At 30.7% G+C, this 18,224-nt stretch carries 17 protein-coding genes; 9 read left to right on the forward strand and 8 right to left on the reverse strand.

Going from position 1 to position 18,224, the window contains the following annotated elements; all coding sequences use genetic code 11:
* Nucleotides 1-15 precede the first annotated feature (15 nt).
* The 8 genes from L8X36_RS01425 to L8X36_RS01460 all read left to right on the forward strand — a co-directional run bounded on the left by L8X36_RS01425 (nucleotide 16) and on the right by L8X36_RS01460 (nucleotide 6,294).
* On the forward strand, nucleotides 16-330 hold the full coding sequence (locus tag L8X36_RS01425; RefSeq protein ID WP_039668439.1) for a 2-oxoglutarate:acceptor oxidoreductase, delta subunit: 315 nt from the start codon (nucleotides 16-18) through the stop codon (nucleotides 328-330).
* An 8-nt stretch (nucleotides 331-338) separates the two neighbouring features.
* A complete protein-coding gene (locus L8X36_RS01430; RefSeq protein WP_039626148.1) occupies nucleotides 339-1,463 on the forward strand; it encodes a 2-oxoglutarate synthase subunit alpha in 1,125 nt (374 codons plus the stop codon).
* Nucleotide 1,464: 1 nt separating this feature from the next.
* On the forward strand, nucleotides 1,465-2,310 hold the full coding sequence (locus L8X36_RS01435; protein ID WP_263682235.1) for a 2-oxoglutarate ferredoxin oxidoreductase subunit beta: 846 nt from the start codon (nucleotides 1,465-1,467) through the stop codon (nucleotides 2,308-2,310).
* Nucleotides 2,307-2,864, forward strand: coding sequence for a 2-oxoglutarate:acceptor oxidoreductase, gamma subunit (locus L8X36_RS01440; protein WP_039626146.1), 558 nt, complete (start codon nucleotides 2,307-2,309; stop codon nucleotides 2,862-2,864). Before L8X36_RS01435 ends, L8X36_RS01440 begins: the two co-directional genes overlap by 4 nt.
* 83 nt (nucleotides 2,865-2,947) lie before the next feature.
* Nucleotides 2,948-4,657: an acetolactate synthase large subunit gene (locus L8X36_RS01445; RefSeq protein ID WP_263679447.1), complete on the forward strand. Its 1,710-nt coding sequence runs from the start codon at nucleotides 2,948-2,950 to the stop codon at nucleotides 4,655-4,657.
* Entirely contained in the window at nucleotides 4,654-5,121 is a 468-nt protein-coding gene (gene ilvN / locus L8X36_RS01450) for an acetolactate synthase small subunit (protein WP_263679446.1), read from the forward strand. Before L8X36_RS01445 ends, ilvN begins: the two co-directional genes overlap by 4 nt.
* Nucleotides 5,118-6,077 carry a UDP-3-O-(3-hydroxymyristoyl)glucosamine N-acyltransferase gene (gene lpxD / locus L8X36_RS01455; protein WP_263682236.1) on the forward strand — a complete coding sequence of 320 codons (960 nt, stop codon included), beginning with the start codon at nucleotides 5,118-5,120 and terminating at the stop codon, nucleotides 6,075-6,077. Before ilvN ends, lpxD begins: the two co-directional genes overlap by 4 nt.
* Nucleotides 6,070-6,294, forward strand: a complete 225-nt coding sequence (locus tag L8X36_RS01460) for a hypothetical protein (RefSeq protein ID WP_039618362.1) — start codon at nucleotides 6,070-6,072, stop codon at nucleotides 6,292-6,294. Before lpxD ends, L8X36_RS01460 begins: the two co-directional genes overlap by 8 nt.
* Before the next feature lies 1 nt (nucleotide 6,295).
* Here L8X36_RS01460 and ccsA read toward each other — a convergent pair whose 3' ends face one another.
* The 8 genes from ccsA to L8X36_RS01500 form a co-directional block, all read right to left on the reverse strand.
* Nucleotides 6,296-8,995 (reverse strand): cytochrome c biogenesis protein, encoded by a 2,700-nt coding sequence (gene ccsA / locus L8X36_RS01465; protein WP_263682237.1) that lies wholly within the window; start codon nucleotides 8,993-8,995, stop codon nucleotides 6,296-6,298.
* Between the two features lie 9 nt (nucleotides 8,996-9,004).
* The gene (locus L8X36_RS01470; protein WP_263682238.1) at nucleotides 9,005-9,604 is read right to left on the reverse strand and encodes a SoxW family protein; all 600 of its coding nucleotides are present in this window, start codon (nucleotides 9,602-9,604) and stop codon (nucleotides 9,005-9,007) included.
* 56 nt (nucleotides 9,605-9,660) lie between these two features.
* Entirely contained in the window at nucleotides 9,661-11,679 is a 2,019-nt protein-coding gene (locus L8X36_RS01475) for a rhodanese-like domain-containing protein (protein WP_412175669.1), read from the reverse strand.
* A gap of 95 nt (nucleotides 11,680-11,774) precedes the next feature.
* Nucleotides 11,775-13,712, reverse strand: coding sequence for a cytochrome c family protein (locus L8X36_RS01480; RefSeq protein WP_263682240.1), 1,938 nt, complete (start codon nucleotides 13,710-13,712; stop codon nucleotides 11,775-11,777).
* A 184-nt stretch (nucleotides 13,713-13,896) separates the two neighbouring features.
* Entirely contained in the window at nucleotides 13,897-14,532 is a 636-nt protein-coding gene (locus L8X36_RS01485; protein WP_039618356.1) for a helix-turn-helix transcriptional regulator, read from the reverse strand.
* Nucleotides 14,533-14,638: 106 nt separating this feature from the next.
* Nucleotides 14,639-15,133: a non-heme ferritin gene (gene ftnA, locus L8X36_RS01490; RefSeq protein WP_012661514.1), complete on the reverse strand. Its 495-nt coding sequence runs from the start codon at nucleotides 15,131-15,133 to the stop codon at nucleotides 14,639-14,641.
* Nucleotides 15,134-15,211: 78 nt separating this feature from the next.
* On the reverse strand, nucleotides 15,212-16,438 hold the full coding sequence (locus tag L8X36_RS01495; protein WP_263682241.1) for a sensor histidine kinase: 1,227 nt from the start codon (nucleotides 16,436-16,438) through the stop codon (nucleotides 15,212-15,214).
* Between the two features lie 56 nt (nucleotides 16,439-16,494).
* A complete protein-coding gene (locus L8X36_RS01500) occupies nucleotides 16,495-17,154 on the reverse strand; it encodes a response regulator transcription factor (protein ID WP_263682242.1) in 660 nt (219 codons plus the stop codon).
* Between the two features lie 85 nt (nucleotides 17,155-17,239).
* Here L8X36_RS01500 and L8X36_RS01505 point away from each other — a divergent pair, with 85 nt between their 5' ends.
* Nucleotides 17,240-18,223 (forward strand): substrate-binding domain-containing protein, encoded by a 984-nt coding sequence (locus L8X36_RS01505; protein ID WP_263682243.1) that lies wholly within the window; start codon nucleotides 17,240-17,242, stop codon nucleotides 18,221-18,223.
* Nucleotide 18,224 lies beyond the last annotated feature (1 nt).

Below are 18,224 nucleotides of genomic sequence, written 5' to 3' on the forward strand. Positions count from 1 at the left end.
AAAAATTAGAAAGGAATTTTAATGGTAGCCCCAGAAAATACACCGGTTTGGGTTGATGAAGCAAGATGTAAAGCTTGTAATATCTGTGTTAGCTATTGTCCAGCTGGAGTTTTAGCAATGAGAGATGAAATCAGTGCAGTTTTAGGACAGATGATAGAAGTGGTTCATCCTGATTCTTGTATAGGCTGTAGTGAATGTGAAAGTCACTGCCCTGATTTTGCAATTTTTGTTGCAAAAAGAGATGAGTTTAAATTTGCAAAGCTTACGCCAGAAGCCAAAGAAAGAGCACAAGCTGTTAAAGAAAATAAATATAAAAAATTAAACGCATAGGAAAAACAATGAGAGAAGTGATATCAACAGGTAATGTTTTAGTAGCAAAAGCTGCGATTGATTGTGGCTGTAAATTTTTTGGTGGTTATCCAATTACTCCAAGTTCTGAAATAGCACATGAATTAAGCCATATGCTACCAAAAAATGATGGTACTTTTATACAAATGGAAGATGAAATTTCAGGTATTAGTGTGGCTTTGGGTGCTTCTATGAGTGGTGTTAAGTCTATGACAGCAAGTAGTGGACCTGGAATTTCTTTAAAAGCTGAGCAAATTGGTTTGGGTTTTATAGCCGAAATTCCACTAGTAATTGTAAATGTTATGAGAGGTGGTCCATCCACTGGTCTTCCAACAAGAGTTGCACAAGGAGATTTGTTTCAAGCAAAAGCTCCAACACATGGAGATTATGCAAGTATAGCTTTAGCTCCTGCTTCATTAGAGGAAGCTTACACTGAAACTATTAGAGCTTTTAATTTAGCTGAAAAATACATGACTCCGGTATTTTTACTTTTAGATGAAACCATAGGACATATGAATGGTAAGGCTAAATTACCTGATTTAGAAGAATTAGAAATTATTAACCGTAAAAAATTTACAGGAGATAAAAAAGATTATAAACCTTATGCGGCAGGGGAAAATGAAGCTGCTACACTAAATCCTTTCTTTGAAGGTTATCGTTATCATATCACAGGACTTCATCATGGAGATATAGGTTTTCCAACTGAAGATGGAGCGATAGTAGATAAAAATATGAAAAGATTGTTTGGTAAGATTAAAAATAATACCGATGAAATTTGTACTTATGAAGAGTTTATGTGTGATGATGCGCAGTTTTTAATCATTGCTTATGGTAGTGTTGCAAGATCTGCTAAAGAAGCTATCTTAAGACTTAGAGAAGAGGGTTTAAAAGTAGGGCTTTTTAGACCTATCACACTTTATCCAGTAGCTGAGAAAAAAATAGCTCAAGTGGTATCTAAATTTGAAAAAGTTATGGTTAGCGAGCTTAATATGGGGCAATATTTAGAAGAAATTCAAAGAGTAAGCAAAAGAGATGATTTTATTAGCTTACACCGTGCAAATGGTCGCCCTATAACCCCAAGTGAAATTATTGCTAAAGTAAAGGAGAATATGTAAAATGGCTTTTAATTACGATGAATATTTAAGAGTGGATAAACTTCCAACACAATGGTGCTGGGGTTGTGGGGATGGAGTTGTTTTAAAAGCTATTATTAGGGCCATTCAAAAACTTGGCTGGAATATGGATGATGTTTGCTTAGTTTCAGGTATAGGTTGTAGTGGTAGAATGAGTTCTTATGTAAATTGTAATACAGTGCATACTACCCATGGTAGAGCTATTGCTTATGCAACAGGGATTAAACTGGCAAACCCTAAAAAACATGTAATCGTAGTAAGTGGGGATGGTGATACTTTAGCAATTGGTGGAAATCATACCATCCATGGGTGTAGAAGAAATATAGATTTAACTCATATTTTAATCAATAATTTTATTTATGGTCTTACAAATTCACAGACTTCACCAACTACCCCACAAGGCTTTTACACTGTTACAGCTCAAGCAGGTAATATTGATCCAAATTTTGACGCTTGTGAGCTTACTAAAGCTGCTGGGGCTTCTTTTGTAGCAAGAACAAATGTTATTGAAGCAAATAAACTTGAAAATATCATTTTTAAAGCTTTATCACACAAAGGTTATAGTTTTGTAGATGTATTTTCAAACTGCCATATTAATCTTGGTAGAAAAAATAAAATGGGCGAAGCTGTAAGTATGCTTGATTGGATTAAAAATCGTTGTGTTGAAAAGTCTAAATTTGAACAATTAGACTATGAGCAAAGAGCGGATAAATTCCCTACAGGAATTTTACACCAAGATGAAAGTAAAACAGAATATTGTGAAGCTTATGGGGAAGTTAGAAGAGCCTTGAAAGAAAAAAGAATGGTTGATTTAGGAGCATTAAAATGAAATATCAATTAAGATTTTGCGGTGAAGGTGGACAAGGGGTTATCACTGCAGGTGAAATTCTAGCTAAAGCTGCCATTAAAGAAGGGCGCAATGCTTTTAAAGCTTCTACTTATACTTCTCAAGTTAGAGGCGGACCAACTAAGGTTGATATTATCATTGATGAAAGTGAAATCTTTTTTCCTTATGCAGTAGAAGGTGAAGTTAGTTTTATGCTTTCAACTGCTGATAAGGGTTATCATAGTTTCAAAGATGGTGTTTGTGATGGTGGAGTTATAGTTGTAGAGCCAAATTTAGTTCACCCAAGCAAAGAAGATTATGCTAGATGGAAAATTTTTGAAATTCCTATTATTACTATAGCTAAAGAAGAAGTAGGTAATGTAGCCACTCAATCAGTTGTTGCTTTAGCTATAGCTGCTTATATGAGCAAATGTATTGATATTGATGCATTAAAACAAACTATGCTTGATATGGTACCTGCAAAAACTAAAGAAGCAAATGCAAAAGCTTTTGATTTAGGTATAGAATACGCTAAAAAAGCACAAGTAGTTTCTTGATTTTTCAAGAAACTCTCCTTATAAAATAATATTTATTAAATTATCGTTATAATATTTTCCATTTTAAGCAAAAAGGTAAAATAATGAAAGAGCTAAATGGCTCGCAAATGATTTGTGAAGCATTAAAAGAAGAAAATGTTAAAGTAGTTTTTGGTTATCCTGGTGGTGCGGCTTTAAATATTTATGATGAAATTTATAAGCAAACTCATTTTAAACATATCCTAGTTAGACACGAGCAAGCAGCCTTACATAGTGCTGATGCTTATGCTAGAATGAGTGGTGAGGTTGGTGTGGCAGTAGTTACAAGTGGACCTGGTTTTACCAATACAGTTACAGGCTTGGCTACTGCTTATAGTGATTCTATACCTTTAGTTTTAATTTCAGCTCAAGTTGCAAATTCTTTAATAGGAACCGATGCTTTTCAAGAAATCGATGCTATAGGTATTTCAAGGCCTTGCGTAAAACATAATTATTTAGTAAAAAATATTGAAGAATTACCTAAAATTTTAAAAGAAGCTTTTTATATTGCAACAACAGGTAGAAAAGGGCCTGTGCATATTGATATACCTAAAGATGTTACTGCAGCTATAGGTAAATGGCATTATCCTAAAGAAATTTCTATGAAAACTTACAAGCCAACCTATAAAGGAAATATTAAGCAAATTAAAAAATTAGTAAGTTTGATTAAAAATGCTCAAAAACCTTTATTTTACCTAGGTGGAGGTTGTGTAGCTTCTAATGCTAGTGATGATTTAAGAGAATTAATTCATTTTTGTCAAATTCCTGCAGTTGAAACCTTGATGGCTCTAGGGACTTTAAGAAGTGATGATAAGCTTAATTTAAAAATGGCAGGTATGCATGGGAGCTATTGTGCAAATATTGCTTTAAGTGAGTGTGATTTGCTCATTGCTGTGGGTGCTAGGTTTGATGATAGGATTACTGGTAAAACAAGTGAGTTTGCCAAGGGTGCAAAAATCGTTCATATTGATATAGATCCAAGTTCTATTTCTAAAATCATCGAAGCGCATTTTCCTATAGTTGGGGATATTAAAAGTGTTATTTTAGATACCTTAGAAGAATTAAAAAAAGAAAGTTTTGATAATACAAAATACCAAGAATGGTTTAAAACTTTACAAAGATATCAGCAGTTATATCCTTTAATCTATGAAGATAGTGATGAAGTTTTAAAACCTCAATGGGTTATAGAAGAATGTGCTAGATTAGCTCCTGATGCAAGGATAATTACTGATGTAGGGCAACATCAAATGTGGGTAGCACAATTTTATCCTTTTAATTATGCAAGACAACTTGCAACAAGCGGTGGGCAAGGAACTATGGGTTATTCTTTACCAGCTGCACTTGGAGCTAAATTAGCTGTGGGTGAAGAAGTGGTGGTAAATTTCGTAGGCGATGGTTCTTTTTTAATGAATATCCAAGAACTAATGACAGCAAGTGCTTATGGAATTAAAGTGATTAATATCATTTTAAATAATTCTTTTTTAGGTATGGTAAGACAATGGCAAAGTATGTTTTATAAAGAAAGATTTTCTAATACAGATTTAACAAGTCAACCTGATTTTATTACTATTGCTAAAGGTTTTCATTGCGAGGGTTGTAATGTCTCTAACAAAGAAGAATTTCAAAAAGCTTTCAAAGCAGCCTTAGAATCTAAAAAAACTTACATTTTAAATGTGGCTATAGATCGTTATGAAGATGTATTACCTATGGTGCCTGCAGGTGGAGCTATTTATAACATGATTTTACCTAGCTATAAAAACAAGGATAAAAAATGAAAAGAAGAGTAATTTCTGTCATTGTATTAAATGAGCATGGGGTATTATCACGCGTTGTTGGACTTTTTTCAGGACGTGGTTATAATATAGAATCTCTTACTGTTGCACCACTTGATGATAAAGAATTCTCAAGGATAAATATCGTTACTTTAGGCGATGAAAAAGTTTTTGAGCAAATTATTAAACAACTTCATAAACTCATACCTACTTATAAAGTAATTGATTCTAGTGATTTTATAGAAAAAGAAACAGCTTTGGTAAAGATTGCTTTAAATGAAAATTTTGCAGGCTTAGATGCTATATTAAAAGCTTATAATGGCAGTGTAACTTATAGTGATGATGAGTTTATTATGGTAATGGCAAGTGATGATGCAAAAAATATCGATAACTTTTTAAAAACTATGAAAAAGTATAATCCTATTAGTGTAGTTAGAAGTGGTTCTATTTTAATGGAGGTAAAATGAAAATTAGTGAAATTGCTAAATTTTTAGGTATAGAATATTGTGGAGAAGATATAGAAATTACAGCTTTAAATTCATTAAATAATGCAAGTTTTACTGAACTTAGTTATTGTGATGGAGAAAAAAACTCTAAAAAAATCGCAAGTAGTGGAGCTGGGGCTATATTGATCTCCAAAGAATTTGAAAATTTAGTTTCAAAAGATTGCATTAAGTTAGTCGTTGATAATCCACATTTATCTTTTGCGCTTTTAAGTAAGCTTTTTGCTAAACCTTTAATCTCTAGTGAAAAGAAAAATTCTAAAATCGCTAAAAGTGCTAAGATTATGCCAAATGTTTATATAGGCGAAAATGTCCAAATAGCTGATCATGTAGTGATAATGGCAGGTGCTTATATAGGCGATAATGTAAGTATAGGTGAATATACTATAATCCATCCAAATGCTGTGATTTATAATGACACTAAAATAGGTAAAAAATGCCATTTGCTGGCAAATTGTGTTATAGGTAGTGATGGTTTTGGTTATGCGCATACAAAAAATGGCGAGCATTATAAGATTTATCATAATGGAAATGTTATTTTAGAAGATTTTGTAGAAGTTGGAGCTTGTACGACTATTGATAGAGCAGTTTTTGAAAGTACTATCATAAAGCAAGGTACAAAGATTGATAACCTCGTTCAAGTAGGACATAATTGTGAAATAGGGGAGAATTGTCTTATAGTAGCTCAAAGTGGAATTTCAGGCTCAAGTATTTTAGGTAAAAATGTTACTATGGGTGGACAAAGTGCTACAAGCGGGCATTTAGAAATAGGAGATTTTGCAACCATAGCCGCAAGAGGCGGGGTCACTAAAAATTTAGAAGGTGCTAGGGTTTATGGTGGTTTTCCTATCATGCTTCAAAAAGATTGGCTAAAATTTCAAGCAAAAATTATCACAGCTTTTAGGGATAAACATGAGTAAAAAAGTATTTAAAACTATAGAATTACATGGTAGTAAAAGTGGAGAAATAAGCCTTTGTAATCTTTCTAATCCTTATGGTATAGGAAGCAATGATGTCTTAAGTATAGGTGTGGCTTTAAAAAAGGAAAATGGAATAGATTGGAAAGTTCATATTCCTTATGAAAATTTAAAAGATCTTATCCTAGCACTTCAAGAAATAGAAAAAAGCAAAGCCTAGTTTAGAAACTAGGCGTATTTAAATCCCGTTTTCTTCCTGCGCTAATAATTAAAACAAAATTAAGCACAATCAAAACATATATAAAAGTTGGTATAGGAAAAGCATCGCCATTTGCATAAGAATGAAGCCCAGAGAGATAAAAATTTACTCCAAAATAAGTCATTAATATACTATAAAAGGCTAAAACACTAGCACTTGCAAAAACAAAAATAAAATAAGTTTTGAAAATAAATCTTAAATGTAATACCATGGTATAAACTACAATAGAAATCAAAGCCCAAGTTTCTTTTGGATCCCAACCCCAATATCTTCCCCAGCTTTCATTAGCCCAAACTCCGCCTAAAAAATTTCCTATCGTAAGCATTGCAAGTCCTATTATCATAGACATTTCATTAACGCAGTGTAGTTTGGTGATGTTTAAATCTATATTTTTATTTTTATCCCTTAAAGCAAAAAGAATTAAACTCAAAATCCCTATAATAAAACAAAGTGCTAAAAATCCATAGCTTGCTGTTATAATCGATACATGAATATTAAGCCAATATGATTTTAAAACAGGTATTAGATTTCCAATTTGAGGATCCATAAAGCCAAGATGAGCTACAAAAAGTGAAATACCTGCTAAAAAGCTCGCACCACATAAAGCTAAGAGTGATTTTTTAAAAAATATCACAGCGCTTATCGCACAAGCAAAAGCTATGTAAATCATACTTTCATAAGCATTGCTCCAAGGAGCATGCCCACCTACATACCAACGAATGATTAAAGCTAGCGCATGTATGATTACACACATACTTAAAATGATGTAAAAAAATTTATACACAAAGGCAGATAAAGAAATATTTTTTAATATAGTATAAAAACTTAAAAAGAAAAACACTAACGCAAAGCTAATATAAACAAAAGTTAGATTATCAAAGATATTATAATGATTAAGCAATATTTCAAGATCTAATCTTTCTTTTGGCGGTAAAACACTGCTTCCATAATGATTTTGAAAGTCTTTTAAAGATTGTAAAATTTCATTTACATCTTGCCATTGATTATTTTCAATACCATTGCGAACTTGTAAAAAATAGCTAACTAAAAGCATTTGTAAACGCTCTACATCTTCTTTTGCAAAAGGTAAAATTTGCACCGGAGAATACCACTTTAAACTTTGCTCATTAATATCAGGAAAAATAGTTAAAGCTTGACCACTATAAATATAATATGCATGATTTATTTTTTCATCTAAGGCTAGCAAATCTTTATCAAAGCTAGTTCTTAGTGAGGGCTTTTTGCGGTTAGCTTCCTCAACATAATTACTAAGTTTATATACCCCATTATCAAACACATCATCAAATGCTATGTATTTTTCATTTATATCTGCGCCTATTAATTCTCTTAGCTTGCTTGTTTTTGTAGCTATCATTTTGATTTTTCTAAATTCTTTAGGATAAATCATCATTGCTAGAAAAATTTGATCATAGTGAAGATTTAAAAATTTTTCTTTTTGAGTGATTTTATAAATAAATTCCATTGCCAAAGTATCTAAAGGTTTGATTCTACCATTATGATCTTGCACAAGTAATTTTGCAAAATTTAAAGAATGTTCATAGGAATTTTTTTGCAAATTCGAGATTAAATTTAAAATTTCATTTTTATTTTCTTGTGCAAAAAGTGGAGTTTGTAAATTTGCAAAAAGCAAAATAAACAATACAAAACTTTGGCCTTTTTTTAAATAAACACTTAAACGATGAAATCTTGAGTTTTTGTCAAATAAAACCCATAAAAATCCTAAAATTAATAAAGTATAACCTATATAAGTAGGAATTTTACCAGGATCTTTATTGACTGAAAGTATGGTGCCTTTCTCATCTTGATCATAAGAGCTTTGAAAAAATCTATATCCACCATAATCAAGAACATTATTCATAAAAATATCATAATCTAACTCAATATTGTTTTGCTTATCTATGATTTGAATTTTTGAAGTATAAGAAGATGGACTCATAGAGCCTAAATAACGCTCTAGTATAAAATCTTTTAAGTGTAATGCAAAAGGAAGTTTGATTTCTTTGGGCCCCCAATTGATAGTAAAGTCTTTTCCCTGTAAGTTAAAATGCACTACTTGTTTGTTTGTAAAATTTGGATTTAAGATTATTTGTGTATTTGCTTTTTGATAATTAATGTTTAATTTTAAGCTAGCAGGTGTGATAGAGTCTTTTTGTGGAGTGTATTTGATAGAGCTTATGATTAATTTTTCGCCATTTAAGTCTATAGTTTTTTCAAAATGCTTTTGAGTTAGTGGGGTAAAGCTAATAGGAAATTCAAAACTAGCATTAGTATCAAAATCAGTAATTTTTATAAATTCTTCTCTAGTAACTATGGTGTTAGAATTTTGATTTTCTCTTATATGCATTCCACCTTCTAAGCCAAAATATCTAGTAAGTCCAGCACCGATTAAAATCACTATAAAAGATAAATGCAAAAGCAAGATAGAGTATTTTTTCTTTTGAAAAAGCTTGTTATAAAATATCACTCCGATTAAATTTAAACCTAGTAATAAATGCAACATATCAAACCAAGCATTATTATAAATCAAAGCTTTAGCTGCGCTAATACCAAAATCATTTTCTATAAAGGTCGCCACAGCACAAGCTATGGCGTATATGCTCATTAGTAAAAAACTCATCGCAAAAGAAAAAAAATACTGCATTTTTAACCTTTAAATATTATTTTCTTTATAAAAATGTATAAGTTTTTGCGCTATGGTTGCTTCGTCTAAATTTTGATTTTCTTTTTGGTTTAAAAACTCCATTGTAGCGCTTAATCTTTTTGCACTAATAAAACCAGGGTAATTTAACAAAGTTTGGCTGTTTTTGTTTAAAATTACAATAGTAGGGGTGGCCACTATATCATAAATACTAGAAAGTTCAGCTGTGCTTAAGTCACTTTTATGGTTTTTATAAAATGTATGAATTTTTTTATAGCTTATATTTATATAATATGAGCTGTATTTGTCTTTTATAAGTTCTTGTATTTTTTTATCATTTTTAATTTCTTCTTTTAATTTATCACAATATAAGCAGTGATTTGCGCTAAAAATGATTAAAATATTTTTATCATCACTTTTTATATTTGTATTATCTTTAAATAAATGAGCTATTTCTTCATAAGATTTTTTATCTAAATCATTTGCTTTTTGCAAATTTTCTTTAGAAAATTGTGTGCCATTTGAGATTAAATTAGAATCAAGTTTTTCTTCATTAGAACATGCTATAAAAAAAATACTTAAAAAACTAAGTGTGAGTATTGTTTTAAACATTTAAAATCCTTGAAAAAGTTAGGAAAAGTCCTTATTCGCTATTATAGCGAATAAGGTTATAAGATAGTGTTAAAGAAAGTATAAAGCATTAAAAATAAAAACACCAAACCAGTGATTAGCATTGCAAATCCTGCAAGTTTAGCTAGCCATTGATATGCTTTGAAATTACTTTTATTTTCATATAAAGTGTTTAATTTTCCACTTTCTTTTAAGCGTTTATACCATACGCTTCTTTCTTGTTTAATCTCTTCTTCACTAACATTTCCTGAGAAAATCACCATATCCATAGGGAAGCGATCTGCTCTAAAATGTGTATTAAAGAAGTGAATTGCAAAAATAAATCCTGTAGCAAGTAAAGCTTCATCAGAGTGAAGTAGGGTTGCTAAGTTGATTGCTTCACCTGGTAAAAATTTACCAAAGAAAGCAGGAAACCATAAAATAAGCCCTGAAATACCAATGATAAACATACCCCAAAATACTGCTAGATAATCAAATTTTTCCCAATAAGTCCAGCGGTCAAATTGTGGTCTTGGCCCAAAACCAAAGAACCATTTAAAATGATCTTTCATATCTTTAAAATCTTGCCAATTTGGCATTAAAGAATCAGGCCCAAAAGTAGCTTTTAAAACTTTCATAAAGCTTATTTTACCAGTGATTGGATCCCTTGCTACATCACGGCGTTTCCAATTTACAATGATGATTTCTCCAATGTGAGAGAAAAATACTGCAAACATTACTATGGCTGAAATATGATGTATGGTTGCTGCATTAATGATATCTCCACCCATTAAATCAATCATAGGTTTAGCCCACGCTGAATCATAGAATTTTTGCGGTAAGCCTGAGAATGCAAGACCCAAAAAGCTAGCTGCCATAAAGAAATGCTGAATTCTATGGAAAGTGCTAAATCTTCTTACTCTTACTTTATCTTCATGTGCTGCTTTTCTTGCTTCTTTCCATTCTTTAGGATATTTTATACGCATAGCAATTAAACGCAAGCACCAAAGTATAGTATGAGCTCCAAAGAAAACAAACACAGAAATCACTAAAATAGTCATAAATATATAAGCACCATGTAATCCAGGATATTTTTCGCCATCGCTATGATCAGCATGTGCCATCCAATTTGCGAAATTTTCATTTGCATTTGGGTGACATGATTTGCAAGTTTGAACACGGTTAATTGGCGAGAGAGTTGAGCTTCTTTCACTTGATTTTAAAATATTGTGTTTACCATGACAATCAGAACAAGTAGCAACACTTGGAGTTTCACCTGGAGTGCTTAAAAACATACCTTTACCATGGAAAGTCATATAAAAAGTCGTGCTTTTTTGTTTATGGCATTGCGCGCATTTTTGATCGACTAATTGTTTTTGTGAATAAATTCCTGAATGTTTTGGGGTAACATGAATAGAGTGACAAGTCGCACAAGATGGTTTTTCTTTTTTCTTTTGCATATCTTGAGCAGGTAAGAATTTTTCTACTCCATGAGCGCTTTTTGCCAAAGCATTACTTGCTTTTTCATGGCAAGTTGCGCATTTTTGATTGATTAAGTTTTTACTTGCTGCAATATCAGCTCTAATGCCTTTACCTTTTTGAGCATGACAATCACGACAAGATGGGGTATTGCTAAATTTAAATCTTGAGTGGATAGTATCTTTAAATTCGATAATTTCTTTAGCTTTTTCCCATTTAACTGTGTCTATTTTTTCAACTTTTCTACCTGAAGTTATCCATGATTCAATGCCATCAAGCATTACAACAGAGTTTTTATAGCCAAGTTCTATAGCAACTGCGGCAGCTTGAGAAGCTTCAAATCTAAAACGATTTAAACCATAAAATACTAAATTTGCATTTTTATCATTAGGTAATAAATTTTGCCAATTTTCCACATAGGTTGATATGGAATTAGGTATATAGCCATTAGCTTGTCTATCTTGCTCTGAATTGACATCAAAAAAATAAGTATTGTTTTGATCTAGCATTTCTTGAGCTTGCGCTAAGCTAATGCTTTTTACACCTTCTATTGAGCCTATTTCTCCATTAGCCTCAGCAAAAATAAATCCTGATGGCATAAAAAGAGTAAAAAGGACAATAAAAAGTCGAGTGATTAAATTTTTCAAGACTAGCTCCTTATTTTAAGGAAGAATTTTTCATTCTTCCTTTGTTTTTATTTACCATTTAGGATATTTTGTGCTTCTTGGATATAAATTAAAGCTTCTTCTATGATTTTCTTAGAATAAGCAGGTCCATGAACACCCCAAGAACCATCTTTTTCTAGTCTATCAGCTATGGCTTGAGCTTGATTTGTTAGGCTTAGTATTTTTGATTTTTGCTCTACTGAAAGTTTGGTTTTTTCAGCAAAAGTTTTATCAATATTTGCTATGCCTTTTCTAATTTTCTCATAGCCTTCTTTAACAGGGTTTTGCCACTCCATTACCTTATCATAAATCATTTCTTGATTGCTAAAGTGAAGTTTTTCAGGTAAGGTTGATTGCACAGGACTATGACAACCACTTGCACCAGGACCCATTAGGTTAATATCACTAAAACTAGTTCTACCACAACTCCACATCAAATCAAGGAAAAATCTACCTTCATCATCTCTAGCTATGGTCCAACCACCAACTTTAGGTGATCTTTCTTTGCCTTCTGGTGGGTTAAGTGTTTTTGCGGTTTTGTCTACTTTGATATTCCATATATGAGAGGCTCTAACATTATCAAATCCACCTTTGTCAGGGTTTTGAACTGCTCCAAAATTTTCACAACTCATCATATTTGGCATGTGACAAGCTGTACAGCTATCTTTTGCGTGAATTCCACCTTTTTTGAAAAAGCTAGCTTGGGTTTCATGGCAATCTTTGCAAGTTTTTTTAAGTTTTGTTTTAGTATAACCGCTTTTCCAATCATTAAAAGTTACTTCGTGTGGATCATGACAAGTATTACATCTCATACCCTTATCATAGTGCGCTGAAGAATACATTTGAGCACCTTCTGTTCCACATGCAGGACAACTTGATTTAAAATACGCATTGAAAGGTTTTCTAGGATTGATTTTAGCATCGGTTTCATTATATGAAAATCTTTGATGACATCTTTCGCAATTTGATGGCATACCCGCACCTCTTGCTCCATAAAGATGCGCTCCAGCCCCGTGGCATTCCTCGCAAGTAATACCTTTTGAGATGGTATGTTTTTGAAGTTCTTTTGGATTACCTAGTGCTTTGTAAAATTCTTCCTTATTTTTAAAGTCAAATTTAAAAGTATGACAGGTTTCACAATATGCAGTAGCAGGCTGGAAAACTGCTTTTTCTTTATAAGTTGCAGCATAAGAGTTTGTTCCCCATACTTGAGAACCATTTCCTCCAAAATCTTCCATTTTAGTAGGAAAACCAGGTGCAAAAGCAGCTATTTTTTGCGCCATTTCAGGAGTTAAAAACTCACTCCAAAGTCTTGAGAATTGATTACCTCCAGCGGTTAATTTACCACTTAAATCACTCAAATTTCCATCTTCAACATGGTAGGTTCCACGCACAAGCCATCTATCTATAAAACCATATTTTGTTCTTGGTGTTCCAATGAGAGCATAAACATCATTTGGATAAATTCCATCAGGTAAAATAGTAGCTTGAGAGTTATACATAGGTTTTTTTAAACCTTCAGCTCCGCCAACTTCTTCCATTTCATGTGGGAAACGCACAGTTTTTGCATGGCGAGAACGCTCCCAAGAAGCATATTGAGCAGGGTGACACTCACCGCATTTTTTTGGGCCTACAAATTTGTTTGGAAAATCCAAAAAAGATTCATAAGGCAAGCGATAAGTAATAGAAGCTTGTTTTAAACCATGCTCAGTAGCAAATTTAGCCCCATTTTGATTTAAAACCCAGTTTTCTGTTCTATCACTATGAGTAAATTTACCTACCAAACGCCCTTCTTTTTCATATTTGAAAATAGGGTGATGTTTGTAAAGATAGTCAAAAAATGCATCCTCTTGAGCCACATAACCATCAAGAGTTCTAGGCTCTGAAGAAGCAAAGGCTTGCGAACTTAAACTTATACCTAAGGCTAAACAGGCATAGGTAGCAACCTTAGCTAATTTGTGTTTCATAACTTCCCTTTCGCGTGTTTTGTTAAAAGATAAAAATACTCTTATTTATTATCTATTAACTATTAAAGTATAATTGTGACTATTTTTTAATAAAAATTAACTTAAAAATATACTTATATTTATTTTTTGTTAATTTAAATAATAAAAATTATCATATAGAAAAAAAGAAGTTATTTGCTAAATACTAAATTCTACTTATAGTCCCCACTACCTTACCCACGATTAAAAAATCGCCATTTTGATAATGTACATCTGCATAACTTAGATTAAAAGAGTGTAGATAAACCCCGCCTTTATTGCTTTTAAAAATTTGCTTGATAAACAAACCATCTCTAGTATTTACTGCAAAAACCCCACCTTCTTTAAAGCTTTTACTTTTATCTACTAAGCATAAAGAATCATCTTTAATTTCAGGTTCCATGCTATCGCCTATACAAGGGATGATATCACAATCTTTTGAGCCAAAAAAATCACTTAGTTTTTCATCTATAATCACTTCTGAAAAACTCACATTATCATTTAAAGCTCCACCTCCCATAGAAGCATTAACATCATAATATTTTAAAACATTATAGTTTAGATCAAGCGCTGGAGTATTGCTCTCAAGGGAATCTTCATAAAAAAATGCATTGATGTTTATATTTCTTTCATTTAAAAAATGAAGTATTTGTTTATAAGGTATGGAATTTCTAAATTTCATACTATAAAAGGTATCAGGATTGATATTTAGCATTTTAGCCACATCAGAATCTTTGGCATTTTTTATGCCTTCTTTTTGGAGTATAAATTTAAGTTTATCAGTAATTTCATTCATTTGCATAAAAATCCTTTTAAATAAAAAGTATTTTAGCAAATTTACTTTTATTTTGCAAGAATTCTTTTAAATTAAAAGATATTTAGCTTCCAAATTCATGGAAGCTAAAAAATTATTTATTGATTAAGCTTTTGATGTATTGATCTACCATGTATAAGCCATTGCCATTATCGCTTATGAGTTTGATTTTATCTACTATACCTCTAAAAAGTGCTTCTTCTTCGTGTTGTTCGCTTACATACCATTGTAAGAAATTAAAAGTAGAATAATCTTTACTTGAAAGCATAAAATCTACAAGATTATTAATAGAAGCAGTAATGCTTTGCTCATGCTCAAAAGTTTTTTCAAACACATCAAGCAATGATTTAAAATCACTATCAGGTTTTTTAACTTCTTTTAATTCTACTTTAGAATCAGTTTCATTCAAATAAGTGATGAGTTTTCTAGCATGATCACTTTCTTCTCTTGCATGCTCAAACAAAAACGCACCCGCACCATCAAAGCTATGTTCATAGCACCATGAACTCATACTCAAATACAAATTTGCTGCATACATTTCTTTATTGATTTGCTCGTTTAATAAAGCCACTACTTCTTTAGATAGCATTTTTTCTCCTTATAAATTATTTTTGTTATATTAGTTAGAACTACATTAAAAATACATTAATAAGTGTATTTATAAAAATTATAAATTAATACTAAAAGAAAAAACACTACCTTTTTGTGAGTTAGATTGAATTTTTAAAGAGCTTTTGTGTAATGTGAGTATTTTTTTAACTAAAAACAATCCTAGTCCAAAAGAGTTATTTTGTGTTGAGTTTACTTTGTAGAATTTTTTTGTTATAAATTTAAGGTGTTTTTCTTCTATGCCTACACCTTGATCTATGATAGTAAAATTTTGATTTTTTATGATGATTAACACCTCTTTTTTACTGTATTTTAAGGCATTGTCTATTAGATTAATGATAACTTGTTCTATGAGAAATTTATCCGCTATGATAAAGCTTGTTTGGCCTTGAATTTTCAACCTATCATCTCTAAAACTTTCTAATAAATTTTTACTTAAAGCATATAGGTCGAATTTTTCTAAATTTAAAGAATCAAAATTAAGATTAAAAACAAAATTGAGTTTGTGTGTTAGTTGGTTGATTTTTACGCTTTGTTTGTGAATTTTTTCAAGTAAAAATAATTTCATATTTTCATCATTAGTTTCTTTTAAAGATTGCAAGCTCAAATCTATAACGCTTATAGGGTTTTTAAGCTCATGTGATATAGCGCTGATTACATTGCTTAATTGGGTGTTTTTGGTTTGAATTTTCTTAGCTTGTTTTTTGTTTTTTAATTCTTGCTTGATGAGTAATTTTTTAATTTTCAATAAGCGTAAATTTAAATTTTTTAATTCATAAACGAAATTATATTTTAAAATGAAATTAGTATTTGATTTTATACTTTTAACAAACAATAATAATTCTTGAAAATAATTTTTGAAAAAATAAAACACAACAAAATAAAACACAACAAGTACAAGTAAAAAGAAAGAAAAAATAATAATATTTTTAATCCAAAAATTTTGCACCAAAGAGTGTATTTTAGGATATACAATGATGATGTATTGATAGTTTTTATAAGCATAAGCTTTAAAATAAATTTCTTTTTGCTTATAAAAATCATGGGTAAAATTAGACTTAAAATGTTTTAGAAAATAAGAATAATCTTTTAATGATGAAAAAATATCATCATTTTGTTTAATGATAAAATCTGCTCTAGTATTTTGAGCAAATTGCTTGATATTATTGGAATTTAGTGTATCTAATAACTGAAATTGTAAAACATCATTGAGTGTTTTTAGTTTTTGCTCATAAGTATTTTTTACCGTAGTATTGATATAGCTTTCATTAAAAAAATAAAACAATATGAAAAAAGCAATACAAAAAAATCCAAGTGTAAAAAGGAAAAATGTTTTTATTTTTAGCACAATTTATAGCCCACCGAGCGCACTGAAATGATATTTTCTTTAATTTGTGGAATTTTTTGTTTTAATCTTAAAATAGCTGTATTGATTGTCTTATCGCTTGTTGTGTCATTTTTCCATACTTGCTCACTTAAAAATTGACGGCTTAGAAGTTGATTTTTGTGATTAAAAAAACACTTGAGTAATTCCACATCTAGGGTTGATAAATTTTCAAATGTATTTGTTTTATAGGTTAGTTTTCTGTCTTCTATATATAAGGTAAAATCTTGATAAGAAATTTGTTCTTTTGGAGTTTTATTTCTTTTAGTTACAGCTTTAATTCTAAATAAAAGCTCATTAAAATCAAAGGGTTTACATATATAATCATCACAGCCTTGCTCAAAACCTTCTAAAATATCTTTTTGTAAAGTCTTTGCACTAAGAAAAATCACAGGCTCCATATAACCTTTTTTTCTTAATTGTTTTATCATCTCTACACTATCGCCACTTGGTAAATTTCTATCCATGATGATTAAGTCTATTTCATTTGTATCTAGAAAGGTTTCTAAGTCAAAAAAATCAAAATAACTATAAATTTTTATATTTTCTTGACTAAGTCTTAAACTAATTAACTCATTTAAATCTTTATCATCTTCTATCAAAATAATATTTAACATATAAAAATTATATCAAAAAATACATGTATCCAAAATGTTTCCAAGTTTTTTTAAATTTTCATTACTTTTTAACTAAGGAGAAAAAATGAAAAAACTTTTAGCTTTAAGTATGGCTTGCTTTGTTAGTTTAGAAGCAGTAGAATTAAAAATAGCAGGTTCATCTACTGTCTATCCTTTTACTTCTTTTGTTGCTGAAGAATATGCTGTTATAAAAAATACAAAAACACCTATAGTTGAAAGTCTTGGCACAGGCGGTGGTTTTAAAGTGTTTTGCGAGGGTATTACTGATATTTCTAATGCTTCAAGAGCAATTAAGCCAAGTGAATTTGAAACTTGTAAAAAATCAGGTGTGAGTGATATAGTCGGGATTATGATAGGTTATGATGGCATAGTTTTAGCTCAAAATAAAATCAATGCTCCGTTAAATATAAGCTTACATGAGTTATTTTTAGCTTTGGCTAAAGAAATTCCGCAAGATGGAAAATTAGTCCCAAATCCTTATACAAATTGGCAACAAATCAATAAAAATCTACCAAATAGAAAAATTACAATCTATGGTCCCCCATCAAGTTCAGGAACAAGAGATAGTATAGAAGAGCTTGTAATGGTAGATATTTCTAAAAAAATTCCTGAATATAAAGGTGCATATAAAACTATACGCCAAGATGGAGCATTTATACCAAGCGGTGAAAATGATAATTTAATTGTTTCAAAACTTTCTGTTGATAAAGAAGCTTTTGGGCTTTTTGGATACGGATTTTTAGCTAGTAATGATGATAAAATTAATGCTGCTTACATTGATGGTGTAAAAGCTGATGAGAAGAATATTTCCGAAGGAAAATATAAACTAGCTCGTTCTTTGTTTATATATATGAATGCTAAGAAAAATCCAGAAGTATTTGAATTTGCAAAAATTTACATGAGTGATGATTTAGCTAAAAGCGGAGCAGAATTAGAAAAAATAGGATTAGTTCCTTTGGATGAAAAAACTTTAGAACAAACCCAAAAACATATAGAAGAAAAAGGTTTATTAACTGATGAGCTTGTTAAAGCAGGGAAAGTTTTTTGAT

Source organism: Campylobacter sp. CNRCH_2014_0184h, assembly GCF_025772985.1.
GTDB lineage: Bacteria > Campylobacterota > Campylobacteria > Campylobacterales > Campylobacteraceae > Campylobacter_D.

Coding starts and splice junctions, on each gene's coding strand:
- L8X36_RS01445 (WP_263679447.1), top strand. CDS start 2,948: ATGAAAGAGCTAAATGGCTCGCAAATGATTTGTGAAGCATTAAAAGAA.
- L8X36_RS01485 (WP_039618356.1), bottom strand. CDS start 14,532: ATGCAAATGAATGAAATTACTGATAAACTTAAATTTATACTCCAAAAA.
- L8X36_RS01480 (WP_263682240.1), bottom strand. CDS start 13,712: ATGAAACACAAATTAGCTAAGGTTGCTACCTATGCCTGTTTAGCCTTA.
- L8X36_RS01460 (WP_039618362.1), top strand. CDS start 6,070: ATGAGTAAAAAAGTATTTAAAACTATAGAATTACATGGTAGTAAAAGT.
- lpxD (WP_263682236.1), top strand. CDS start 5,118: ATGAAAATTAGTGAAATTGCTAAATTTTTAGGTATAGAATATTGTGGA.
- L8X36_RS01430 (WP_039626148.1), top strand. CDS start 339: ATGAGAGAAGTGATATCAACAGGTAATGTTTTAGTAGCAAAAGCTGCG.
- L8X36_RS01440 (WP_039626146.1), top strand. CDS start 2,307: ATGAAATATCAATTAAGATTTTGCGGTGAAGGTGGACAAGGGGTTATC.
- L8X36_RS01435 (WP_263682235.1), top strand. CDS start 1,465: ATGGCTTTTAATTACGATGAATATTTAAGAGTGGATAAACTTCCAACA.
- ilvN (WP_263679446.1), top strand. CDS start 4,654: ATGAAAAGAAGAGTAATTTCTGTCATTGTATTAAATGAGCATGGGGTA.
- L8X36_RS01505 (WP_263682243.1), top strand. CDS start 17,240: ATGAAAAAACTTTTAGCTTTAAGTATGGCTTGCTTTGTTAGTTTAGAA.
- ccsA (WP_263682237.1), bottom strand. CDS start 8,995: ATGCAGTATTTTTTTTCTTTTGCGATGAGTTTTTTACTAATGAGCATA.
- ftnA (WP_012661514.1), bottom strand. CDS start 15,133: ATGCTATCTAAAGAAGTAGTGGCTTTATTAAACGAGCAAATCAATAAA.
- L8X36_RS01470 (WP_263682238.1), bottom strand. CDS start 9,604: ATGTTTAAAACAATACTCACACTTAGTTTTTTAAGTATTTTTTTTATA.
- L8X36_RS01500 (WP_263682242.1), bottom strand. CDS start 17,154: ATGTTAAATATTATTTTGATAGAAGATGATAAAGATTTAAATGAGTTA.
- L8X36_RS01475 (WP_412175669.1), bottom strand. CDS start 11,679: ATGCCATCAGGATTTATTTTTGCTGAGGCTAATGGAGAAATAGGCTCA.